Source organism: Streptomyces sp. NPDC005878 (genome assembly GCF_040629815.1).
GTDB lineage: Bacteria > Actinomycetota > Actinomycetes > Streptomycetales > Streptomycetaceae > Streptomyces.
In genome coordinates this window covers 204,694-215,189 of the sequence record NZ_JBEXWK010000011.1, presented here as the reverse complement: position 1 = coordinate 215,189, position 10,496 = coordinate 204,694, and the positions used below count along the sequence as shown (strand labels likewise).

Sequence of the window (10,496 nt, the reverse complement as noted above, 5' to 3'; positions counted from 1 at the left end):
CGTATCGCCGCTTCGAAGAAGACCCTCGCGGGTGCCGTCGTCGCCGTCGGTGCCGCCGGTTCCCTGCTCGCCACGGTTCCCGCTCAGGCCGCGGCCCCGACGAGCGCCAAGGCGATCGCCCAGCAGATGATCAAGGACCCGGCGCAGTTCGCCGCCTTCAACAACATCGTGTCCCACGAGAGTGGCTGGGACCACACCGCCACCAACACCTCCTCGGGTGCCTACGGCCTGGTCCAGGCCCTGCCGGGTTCGAAGATGGCCTCGGCCGGTGCGGACTGGAAGACCAACCCCGCCACCCAGATCAAGTGGGGCCTGGACTACATGAACGACCGCTACGGCAGCCCCGTGGGCGCCTGGAACTTCTGGCAGACCCACCACTGGTACTGAGCCACCTCCGGGTGAGCCGTTCTCGGTAGCAGACACACAAAGACGCTCGGCTGGGACTACCCCGCCGGGCGTCTTCGCGTATACGGGGCGGTGGAGTGCAGGGAGGCGGGAGGCGGGTGGTGTCCGACGTCTGCCCGTGACCGCGCGACAGCGGACGGGCAACCCTCCGGTCCGGTGCATGAGCATCCGGTTTGCCGGGTATGGCCTGGAGCGTAAGTGAGTGCTGTGCCCGCTGTGCCTCAGGGAGCTGCCCATGTCGACCGACGCGATCGTGATGCTGAGGGAAGGCCACAAGGAGATCAGGCGACTGATCCGCTCCTACCGGGTCGAAGGACGGACCGAGGCGGTGGAGCCCTTCCTGCGGGCACTGACCGTGTACACATTTATCGAGCGGGAGGGCATGTACCCGCGCGTCTGTGTGCTGCTTCCGGAGACCGAGCCCGACATCCTGGGCTTCGTCGAGGAGCATCACATCGCCGACGTGCTCGCCGCCGAGCTGTACGACATGCGTCCCGGCGAGGTCGCGTTCGACGCCAAGGCCCGTCTGCTGATGGACATCGTCGAGCGGCACATGGACGCGGAGGACCACCGGTGGTTCCCCCGCGTACGGGCCGGGGTCGGACGCAGGGAGTTGCAGGAGATCGGCGCCTGGATGACGCGGCTCGCCGAGCGTGCTCCCCACCGCCCGGTCCGTCCGTCCGCGCACGCCATGTGGGACGCCGTGGCCGCGTGAGGTGAGGGGCCGTGGCCGAGCGGTGCCGGTACTCAGCCGCCCGCAGCGGGCCACGGGTCCGGTGGCCGGTCAGCCGGCCGGGCGCAGGTCGGTGACGACCCGGAAACGCTCCAGTACCACCAGGGTCTCGTCGTTCACGGTGAATGCCGGGTCGTCCAGGGCCGCGCGCATCTCGGTGCTGTGCCAGAACGACTCGTGGTTGGCCCGCCACTCGGCGATGCTGGTGTCGCCCTCGCCCTCATCCACCACATGAGCGAAATCCACCTGGGCGAGCGGTACGACCCGCACATCGGTGACCTCGGTGACCGCCACCGGACGGCCGTCGGAGTCGATCACCACGGCGCGGCGCCCGATGGACGGCAGCGGCTCGCCCTCGTGCTCGTAATCGATCACGAGTCCGGTCGTGGAGGTCTTGGAGCCGTCGAGGACGGCCGCGACGAGCCGGTCGCGCAGCGGGCCGGGAAAGGCGAACTCGGCCCGGGGGAGCAGCGCGATGTCATCGGGGGCGTGCGGCGGCACGGCGTCGGTGGTCATGCGGTCACAGTAGCGACCCGCCCGCCAGGCTCGGTAAGCCTTTACGCGGGCTGATCGCCGCCGATGTTCCCCGGAAGTTCCGCACCTCCCCGGCGCCGAACTACCCGTGAACGCCCGGGCCCGCGGCCGGTCGGGTCGGCCCCCGCCCGGTGGGACGGGAGCCGCGGGCCCTCGCTACTCGCTCTTGCAGGCGGTGACGTTGTCGCTGGTGCCGGGTACGGCCGCGGCGCGTGCCGCCTGGAAGTTGGCCTCGAACGCGCTGTAGACGGAGGGCGTGGTGATCCGCAGCATCGCCTCGTCGTTCTCGCGCAGCGCCGGACCGCTCCAGTTGTGGCTGCCGGTCCACATCAGCTTCTGGACGGTCCCCGCGTACATGCCGTCCACCATCACGTTCTTGGAGTGCACGATGCGGTTGGGGGTGGTGCTGTCGGCGTCGTCATCGTGCTGGTAGCAGCGGTTGGTGATGCCGGAGACCCCGTGCAGGGCGTTCCACGTCCCCGTGTCCGTCTCGCTGTAGACGAGGTCCACCAGGCACCCCGCCCCGGCGAGCGCGCGCAGCTTGTCGGCCACGGCCTGGCGGCTGATCTTCAGCATGGCCGCGTGGACGGTCGTCCGGTGCGCACCGGCGTCGTCGGTCCAGCGGCAGGTGATGTTGTCCAGCACGTTCACGACGGTGTCCGTGGTGGCGTCGGTGCCCGCGCGCGGGAAGAAGTAGTACTTGTAGTCGCCGGCGTTGCCGTACGTGTACGTCCAGGCGGCGCGGTTCTGCGCGGGCAGCTTGTCGAAGTAGGAAAGGTAGCCGTTGTACAGCTCGGTGTTGCCCACGACGGTGACCGAACTGTTCCAGTAGCGGGAGTAGTTGGACGGCGTCAGGTTCGAGGTGAGCTGCACCACGACGTTCTTCTGGGCTCCGCCGCCGACGCTGCCGACCACCAGGAACTTGTTGTGGTTGATGCCGCTGCCCGCCGGGCCCAGACAGGAGCTGCCGGTGGCGCACAGCTTCACGTACGAGCTCTTCGTGGTGTCCGTACCGAGAGCGGCCTTCAGGATGTCGTACGCGGCCGGGTAGTCGCGGGTGCTCGCGTCCAGGACCACCTTGACGCTGACGCCCCGGTCCGTCTTCGCGGCGACCAGTTCGTTCGCGACGGTCTCGTCCCACAGGTGGTACATGGCCAGCCGCAGCGAGGTTCCGCTGTCGGCGTTGGTGACGACCGAGCGCACCTGGCTGCGGATGGCCTGCTGGGCGGCACTGTCACCAGTCGGATCGTTGAAGACCGGCCCGGTGGTGACCGTGGCGGCGCTCGCGGTGTCCACGGGCCCCACGAGCATCCCGGTGAGTACCCCCGTGGCGACGGCGAACGCGCCAAGAGCCGTACGCAGTCGGCCCGGTATACGGATGAGTTTCATGTCCCTCCCCAAGGTGAACGGCAAATCCCGCGCATCCTAGCGGCGCACGGCCATCGGCCCCGCTCCCGGCGGTGGCGGGGTGATTGCGGTGGCGGTGGTCGTCGCGGCACTCGGCCAACACATCCCGCGCTCGGCGCATCAACCGCCGCGCGCACGGTACACGTGAGGTGATGCGGGGCACGGTCCCGCCGCACGACGAGGAGGTGGCCGCGCCATGACGCAGCCGATGGGCCGGACGCTGGACGAACCCGGGGTGGATCCCCGGGTCCTCGAAAACCGGCGTCCCCAGCCGTCCGCGACACGATGAGCCCTACACAAGCCGCTCTGGCCGAGTCGCTGAGTATGAGCAGGGAAGTGACGGCCGGCCTGGTCCTCGCCGCACTCCTGCTCGTCGCGGCGGCCGTGGGGGCGGTTGTCCTGACCGTCCGGCTGGTCCGCGCCCGCAGACTGCTGCGGGACGCCGGTATCCCCCTCACCCACAAGGCCGCCTACTGGGGTGCGCTGCTGTACGTGATCAGCCCGGTCGACCTGCTCCCCGACCCTGTCTACCTGGACGACATCGGCGTCCTGCTCCTGGCGCTGCGCACCCTGCACAGTGCGGCCTCGCGGGGGAAAGGCGAACTGGACTAGGCGGTTGGGTGCCCCCGGGCCGGTCTCAGGCCGGCTTGCGCCATACGGAGATGTGCTTCGCGGAGTCCTGGGTGAACGGCGTCCCGTCCCAGTCCGCGACCCGGCGTTCTGGTTCGAGACCGGCGAGGCGTGCCATCAGGTCGAGCTCCGCCGGCCAGGCGTACCGGTGGCGGGAGTTGCCGCGGCGGTAGGTGCCGTCGTCGCCGTCGCGGGTGAAATGGTGGGAGACGAGGATCTGCTCGACCAGGTCGAAGGTGTCGAAGCCGAGATGCCGTTCGGACACGTCGAAGGGCACCGCGACCTGCCCGGGAGGCAGGAACCGCAGCGGCGGCACACCCAGCTCGATGACGAACCGGCCACCGGGAGCCAGATGACGGGCGGCGTTGCGGAAGCACGCGACCTGCTCGTCCTGGGTGAGCAGGTTCGTGATGGTGTTGTAGACGAGGTAGACCAGGCTGAACTCGCCGGGGACGACGGTGGTGGCCATGTCCCCGATGACCACCGGCAGCGTGGCCTCGTCCGTCTTGCGGCGCAGGACCGCCGCCATGTGCTCGGACAGCTCGATGCCCACGACCGGCACACCGCGTTCGCGCAGGGGAACCCCCACGCGTCCGGTGCCGATGGCGAACTCCAGAGCGCGGCCGTCCCCGGCGAGCTCGGCCAGGAAGACGAGGGTGGGTCCGAGAACGGCGGCCGAGGACATCTCGGTCTCTTCGGCGTCGTAGCGGTCGGCGGTCGCACGGGTCCAGAGTTCGCTGCTCGTCACGGGCGGCCACTCTGCCGGGCGCCCCGGGGTGCTGTCGACGCATTTACCTCCGCGCCCCGGGCCCGCGTTTCCAGCCGACTCGGTGCGCCGGAGGCTGGACCTTTCGGGTGTATCCCGTTCGCCCGGGAATGAGCGGGCACGTGCCGGTGTTCGAGCTGGTCATGAAGGCAATTGTGCTGGAGAAGTACGGTTCTGCTGACGACCTGCGCCTGGTGGACCTTCCCGATCCGAAGGTGGCGCCCGGCGAGGTCCTGATCAGGGTGAAGGCGGCAGCCATCAACCCCGTCGACTGGAAACTGGCCGCCGGGTATCTCGATCCCATCATGGAAGTCGCGTTTCCGATGATCCCGGGGTGGGACGTCTCGGGCGTGGTGGAAGCGGTCGGCCTGGACGTGCCCGAGTACCGGGTGGGCGACGAGGTGTTCGGCTATGTGCGCAAGGACTGGGTGGAGAAGGGCGCGTACGCCGAGCTCGTCGCCGCTCCCGTACGTTCCGTGGCGCGCAAGCCCGCCGCGTTGAGCTGGGAAGAGGCGGCCGGGGTGCCGCTGGCGGGGCTGACGGCCTACCAGTCGGTCCACCGGGCCGGGGTGAAGTCGGGCGAGACGGTGCTGGTGCACGCCGCCGCCGGTGGTGTCGGGGCGTTCGCCGTGCAGATCCTGGTGGCCCTCGGCGCCCGGGTGATCGGCACCGCGAGCGAGCGCAACCACGAGTTCCTGCGCGGCCTCGGCGCCGAGCCCGTGACGTACGGGGACGGCCTGGAGGACCGGGTGCGCGCGCTGGCCCCGGAGGGCGTGGACGCGGCGCTCGACTTCGTCGGGGGCGGTGTCGTCGATCTGTCGCAGGCCCTGCTCAAGCAGCGCGAACGCATCGTGTCCATCGCCGACCAGGCCGCCGTGGAGCAGGGCGGGCACTCGCTCTGGGTGCGTCCGGACAGCGAGGACCTCGCCGAACTCGCTCGGCTCGCCGACGCGGGGAAGCTCTCGGTGCACGTCGAGAAGACCTTCCCGCTGGCCGAGGTGGCGGACGCCTGGCGCCTGAACCAGGAGGGCCGCACCCGCGGCAAGATCGTCCTCACCGTCTGACATCGCGTCGCACCGTCTGACAGCGCGTCCGCTGCGGCAGGGCCGCCGTCCCGGGCCGACCGAGGCCGTCTTGACCGGTCGGCGGACAGGACGGCGGTCCTGTCCGCGTGCGCCCGGCGGCCCGGACCGCGCCCGGCGCCGGCCGCGGCGGGAACGGAACGGGCTGCTTCCCAGATCGTGATCATGCTCAGTAGGCTCGGGGCGGCGGCACCGCTCGGACGGCGGGCCGTCGCCGCCGCCGACGAGAGGGACCCGCGATGGACCGGACCGTGACGAAGCTGCCCAGCACCGGCCGGGGCGTCCTGGTCACCGGGGCCTCACGGGGCATCGGCCGGGCCGTGGCCGCCGCCTTCGCCCGGAGTGGCGACCGGGTGGCCGTCCACTGCTCCACCTCCGGGCCGGACGCCGAGAAGACCCTCGCCGCACTGGAGGGCGAGGGACACGTACTCCTCGCCGCCGACCTCGCGGACCCGGACGGCGTCGAGGAACTGGCGGCCCGGGCCGAGGAGGCGCTCGGCGGGGTGGACATCCTGGTCAACAACGCCGCCGTGATGGTGGCCCACCCGCTCGCCCGGACCTCGTACGAGCACTGGCAGCAGGCCTGGCGGCAGACCGTCGACGTGAACCTCCTCGGTCCCGCCCACCTCAGCCACCGGGTGGCGAGCCGGATGATCGAGGCGGGCCGCGAGGGGCGGATCGTCAACATCGGCTCGCGCGGCGCTTTCCGGGGCGAGCCCGACCATCCCGCCTACGGCGCCACCAAGGCCGCCCTGCACGCCCTGGGCCAGTCCCTCGCGGTCTCCCTCGCCCCGCACGGGATCGCCGTGGCGTCCGTCGCCCCCGGGTTCGTCGCCACCGAGCGGGTCGCGGACCGCCTGGAGGGACCCGAGGGAGAGGGCATCCGGGCCCAGAGCCCCTTCGGCCGCGTCGCCGATCCGGACGAGATCGCCGCGGCCGTGCTGTATCTGGCCTCCCCGCAGGCCATGTGGAGCTCGGGCACCGTTCTCGATGTCAACGGCGCCTCGTACTTGCGGACCTGACACCCACCCCGACCCGCGCCCGCCTTGGAGCCCACCCATGCACCCCTTCGATGTAGAGACGCTGCCCGCAGGTCCTTGGCGCAACGGCGGCGGCACGACCAGGGAGATCACCTCACGGCCCGCGGGCACCGATGCGTTCGGGTGGCGCGCGAGCGTCGCCGACATCGGCCGGGGAGGTCCGTTCTCGGCGTTCGCGGGGGTGGACCGGACCCTCACGCTGCTGGCGGGAGACGGGGTACGGCTGACCTCCGCCGGTGCGTTCGACCGGCTGCTGGTGCGCGCGGGGGAGCCGTTCGCGTTCTCCGGCGATCTCGCGCTCACCGCCGAACTGCCGGGTGGCCCCTGCCGGGTGCTCAACCTGATGGCGCGGCGCGGCCACTGGACGGCCCGGGTGGACCGCGTCACCGGGCCCGTCGCGCCCGGCCCGGGGCACTCCGGGGTGCTCCATGTGCTGAGCGGCCAGTGGCAGGCCCCGGGCCAGGCAGCGGCGGACGGCTTTGTCCTGACGACCGGTCAGGGCGTGTGGTGGGACGGCGACGACGACGCGGCGGGGCCGGTGGCACCGCTCTCGCCCGACGCCGCCGCCCTGTGGGCGGATGTCGTGCCGACCGGGTGACACCAGGTCAGACGTCCGCCCCTGCCCGCTCACCGCTCCCGGACGCGGCCGGGTGGACGGTCTGCGCGGGCGGGTTGGCCGTACGCCTCGCCCAGAGCCAGTACAGGGCAGAGGTGACGCCCAGACCGACGATCCACGAGATGTCGGCGCCGTCGAGCTTCTTGGTGATCGCGCCCGTGTACAACGTGGTGGCCAGGAACGGGACCTGCACGGCGACGCCGACGAGGTAGCAGGTCAGCGCCGTGACGTTCCACCGCCCGTAGCGGCCGTCCGGGTCGTACAGGGCCGGGATGTCGACGCGTTCGCGCGAGAGCAGGTAGTAGTCGACCAGGTTGATCGCGCTCCACGGCGTGAACACGGTCAGGAGCAGCAGCACGAAGTTCTTGAAGTTGGTCAGGAAGTCATCGCTGGCGGCGAGGGCGATGACCATCGACAGCGCGATGAAGCCGACGATGTACGCGGCGCGGACCGCGGCCGAGATGTGTGAGCGGCGGTCGAACGCCGTGACGGTGGTGAGGATCGACATGAAGCCGCCGTAGGCGTTGAGGCAGTTGACGGTCAGCTTGCCGACCACGATCACCAGGTAGATGAGGAACGCGAGGAACGCCGGCCCCGCCAGATCGCCGAGGAAGCCCACCTGGTCCGGCAGGAAGGCCTTTCCGGCGACGGCCGCGGTGAGCGCGCCCAGCGTCATGGCCCACTGGGACCCGATGACGGAGCCGAGGAAGGTGGACCAGAACGTCGCACGTGTGCTGGTGTCACGGGGCAGATAGCGCGAGTAGTCGGCGACGTAGGGGCCGAAGGTCAGCTGCCAACCGGCCCCGAGACCCACGGCGAGCAGGAACGTCGCCGCCTCGAACCCCTTGGTACCGACGTGCGCGCCCACGTCGTACCGCGTGAACAGCCGCAGCAGCAGATATCCCAGGCCGAGCGCGCCGACGACGGTGGCGACGCGGCCCGCGATGTGGATGAGGCGGTAGCCGGTGATGGCGACCACCGCGGTCAGCGCCCCGAAGACGAGGATCCCGGCGTCCGTCCCGATGTGCAGCATCTCGGACACCGCCTGCCCGGCCAGCACACTTCCGGTCGCGGCGAAGCCGAGATACATCAGGATCACCAACACCAGCGGCAGGACCGCCCCGTACACGCCGAACTGCGCCCGGCTGGAGATCATCTGCGGGACGCCGAGGCGCGGACCCTGGGCGGAGTGCAGGGCCATCACGGTGCCGCCGAGGGCGTTGCCGATCAGCAGCGCGGGTATCGCCCAGAGCGCGTCGGCACCGAAGACGACCGACAGCGCGCCGTCGACGATCGCCGTGATCTGCATATTGGCGCCGAACCAGAGGGTGAACTGGCTGCGCGGCGTGCCGTGCCGCTCGGTGTCGGGGACGGCCTCGATGGTGCGCCTCTCCACCGCGAACCGGTCCCCGGGGGCGTGCTGTACGGGCATGTCGGTGGCCTTTCCCCGCGGCTGTGACGGCGCGTCTCGATGAGCTCCGCCGTCGACCTGGTGGTGCTGCGCCGAATCTGGCATGGAGATGAACAAACATCAAGATCCTGAATGGCACATTTCACCTCGGGGGCGCGCGTGCGTTCCCTCAGCCCTGCCCGTACGGGGCCGCCGCCTGCCCGTACGGACTCACCGCGTGCGGGGGCGGGCCCTGCGAGCCCTCCGGGAACGCGCGGTTGACCGCGGCCATGCGGTTGGTGACGTGCAACCGCCGGTAGGCGTTCTCCAGGTGCTTGCGCACGGTCCCCTCGGACACGCCCAGCCGGCGGGCGATCTGGACGTTGGTGTGTCCCGCGGCGAGCAGGCGCAGCAGTTGCCATTGCCGGGGCGTGAGCCGGGGAGCGGGGTGCCGGAGCCGTTCGGCCTCCAGGTATGCCTGGTGCAGATGGGGCCGCAGCAGGGTGAGCACCGCGCGGTCGCGTTCGGAGAAGTCCCGGCCGGGCCCGCGGAACAGGAACAGCCGCAGGGTCCGGCCGGGGCCACGGGTCCCGGGCGTCCCGGCGGGCATGCAGAGCGTGAGTTCGTGCTCGATGCCCAGAGGGCGGTAGTAGTCGGTGTACATACCGGTGGCGTGCCACTGCCGGGCCGAGTAGAAGTCCGCGATCGTCAGGACACTGCGCAGGTCGGCGCTGCGGTCGGGGTAACTGCACGGCGCGCAGTCCCAGTAGTGCTCCCAGTGCGTCGAGTCGGCGTCCTCATCCGGTGCCTCGTCCTCGCCGGAGCCGGCCTGTGCCAGCCACCACGTGCGCCGGTGACTGTCGAACCCCGCCACGGTCAGTTCGTCACACGGGATCTGCCGCATCAGATCGTCGAGCAACGAGGGCGGCAGCCCCTGGGCCGGTATGTCCGTGCGGGTCTTGGTGACGATCCCCGCCAGGGCACGCAGATCCAGGTCGCTGAGCGACAGCGAGCTCCCCATGAGGTCCCCCTCGTCCGCGGGCCGGTCCCAGGCTACTCGGCCGCCCCGGGCCCCGGGCATACGCAGACCCTCGTATGGCGGCCGGTGTACGGATCCGCCGATGCTGGGCGCCACCGGCCGTGGCACGGTCCGACAGGGCCGGAGCCGACACCCGACGTGACCGGCCGGGGCCCAGGAGGGGAGACGATCATGCGAGTCCGCGACAAGATCTTCGGAGGCGTGCTGGCGGCGGTCCTGACCACCGTCGTGAACCTGGCGGGAGCGGGAGCGGCCGACGCACACCAGCTCGGACCGGCGCTCGTCGCACCGGTCGAGGCGGGCGCGCCCACGGGGGAGGGCGCCGCCGCCGCGGCCACACCCCTGGTGTTCGACGTCAACGGCACGTTCACCGACGGAGGCACGGCGAGACCGGTGATCTCGGACGTCAACGACATCCTGACGGTGGACATGTCCTCCCAGCACCGTCCGACGGCCTCCGGTGTCGTCATCACCAGTGACACCATCCTGGTCACCTTCCCCGACGACGCCACGTACAGCGCCAAGTTGCAGGCACCGGACCTCATCAGGTGGTCCAACGGTTCCACCTGGCAGAAGCTCACGCTCAGGGTGCCCGACGTGAGTGACGAGACCCGGACCGTGGCCACGTCGGTCCTGACCTCCGCGGGCTTCGTCCTCGGCACGGTGAGCACCGTCGTCGACACGACGTGCAACCACGACAGGACCGTCTCCGGTCAGAGTCCGGCCGCGGGCACGCCCGCCCTCCCCGGAACCGCGGTGAACCTCACGATCGGCGTGCTGCCGCCCAGGGGGACGTGCCGGTGAGACGTCCGTCGTGAAACCGCCGGGGAACCGGCTGCCCGCGCGGGCAGCCG

At 70.9% G+C, this 10,496-nt stretch carries 12 protein-coding genes; 7 read left to right on the top strand and 5 right to left on the bottom strand.

Features of this window, described 5'->3' with window-relative positions; genetic code table 11:
* Positions 1-387: transglycosylase SLT domain-containing protein (locus ABZ404_RS19295; RefSeq protein ID WP_358990593.1), on the top strand; the 387-nt coding region annotated here is incomplete at its 5' end.
* A gap of 253 nt (positions 388-640) precedes the next feature.
* Positions 641-1,120 carry a hemerythrin domain-containing protein gene (locus ABZ404_RS19290; protein ID WP_358837283.1) on the top strand — a complete coding sequence of 160 codons (480 nt, stop codon included), beginning with the start codon at positions 641-643 and terminating at the stop codon, positions 1,118-1,120.
* A gap of 69 nt (positions 1,121-1,189) precedes the next feature.
* Here ABZ404_RS19290 and ABZ404_RS19285 read toward each other — a convergent pair whose 3' ends face one another.
* Positions 1,190-1,654 carry an ASCH domain-containing protein gene (locus tag ABZ404_RS19285; protein WP_358837284.1) on the bottom strand — a complete coding sequence of 155 codons (465 nt, stop codon included), beginning with the start codon at positions 1,652-1,654 and terminating at the stop codon, positions 1,190-1,192.
* Positions 1,655-1,828: 174 nt separating this feature from the next.
* Positions 1,829-3,061, bottom strand: a complete 1,233-nt coding sequence (locus tag ABZ404_RS19280; RefSeq protein ID WP_358837285.1) for a phospholipase D-like domain-containing protein — start codon at positions 3,059-3,061, stop codon at positions 1,829-1,831.
* A gap of 342 nt (positions 3,062-3,403) precedes the next feature.
* Here ABZ404_RS19280 and ABZ404_RS19275 point away from each other — a divergent pair, with 342 nt between their 5' ends.
* Complete coding sequence (locus ABZ404_RS19275) at positions 3,404-3,691, top strand: YkvA family protein (RefSeq protein WP_358837286.1); 288 nt, start codon at positions 3,404-3,406, stop codon at positions 3,689-3,691.
* Positions 3,692-3,716: 25 nt separating this feature from the next.
* Here the strand turns inward: ABZ404_RS19275 and ABZ404_RS19270 are convergent, their stop codons facing one another.
* The gene (locus ABZ404_RS19270) at positions 3,717-4,457 is read right to left on the bottom strand and encodes a class I SAM-dependent methyltransferase (protein WP_358837287.1); all 741 of its coding nucleotides are present in this window, start codon (positions 4,455-4,457) and stop codon (positions 3,717-3,719) included.
* A gap of 161 nt (positions 4,458-4,618) precedes the next feature.
* Between ABZ404_RS19270 and ABZ404_RS19265 the strand changes: the two genes are divergently transcribed.
* From ABZ404_RS19265 to ABZ404_RS19255, 3 genes are all read left to right on the top strand, one after another.
* Positions 4,619-5,539 (top strand): NADP-dependent oxidoreductase, encoded by a 921-nt coding sequence (locus ABZ404_RS19265; protein ID WP_358837288.1) that lies wholly within the window; start codon positions 4,619-4,621, stop codon positions 5,537-5,539.
* 257 nt (positions 5,540-5,796) lie between these two features.
* Entirely contained in the window at positions 5,797-6,579 is a 783-nt protein-coding gene (locus ABZ404_RS19260; RefSeq protein WP_358990591.1) for an SDR family oxidoreductase, read from the top strand.
* A gap of 37 nt (positions 6,580-6,616) precedes the next feature.
* Complete coding sequence (locus ABZ404_RS19255; protein ID WP_358837384.1) at positions 6,617-7,195, top strand: HutD family protein; 579 nt, start codon at positions 6,617-6,619, stop codon at positions 7,193-7,195.
* A 7-nt stretch (positions 7,196-7,202) separates the two neighbouring features.
* On the opposite strand, the gene ABZ404_RS19250 is transcribed toward ABZ404_RS19255, so the two are convergent.
* Positions 7,203-8,645 (bottom strand): cytosine permease, encoded by a 1,443-nt coding sequence (locus tag ABZ404_RS19250; RefSeq protein WP_358837383.1) that lies wholly within the window; start codon positions 8,643-8,645, stop codon positions 7,203-7,205.
* A 148-nt stretch (positions 8,646-8,793) separates the two neighbouring features.
* Positions 8,794-9,624, bottom strand: coding sequence for a response regulator transcription factor (locus ABZ404_RS19245; RefSeq protein WP_358837382.1), 831 nt, complete (start codon positions 9,622-9,624; stop codon positions 8,794-8,796).
* Between the two features lie 189 nt (positions 9,625-9,813).
* Here ABZ404_RS19245 and ABZ404_RS19240 point away from each other — a divergent pair, with 189 nt between their 5' ends.
* Positions 9,814-10,446 (top strand): PASTA domain-containing protein, encoded by a 633-nt coding sequence (locus ABZ404_RS19240; protein ID WP_358837381.1) that lies wholly within the window; start codon positions 9,814-9,816, stop codon positions 10,444-10,446.
* The last annotated feature ends 50 nt before the right edge of the window (positions 10,447-10,496 follow it).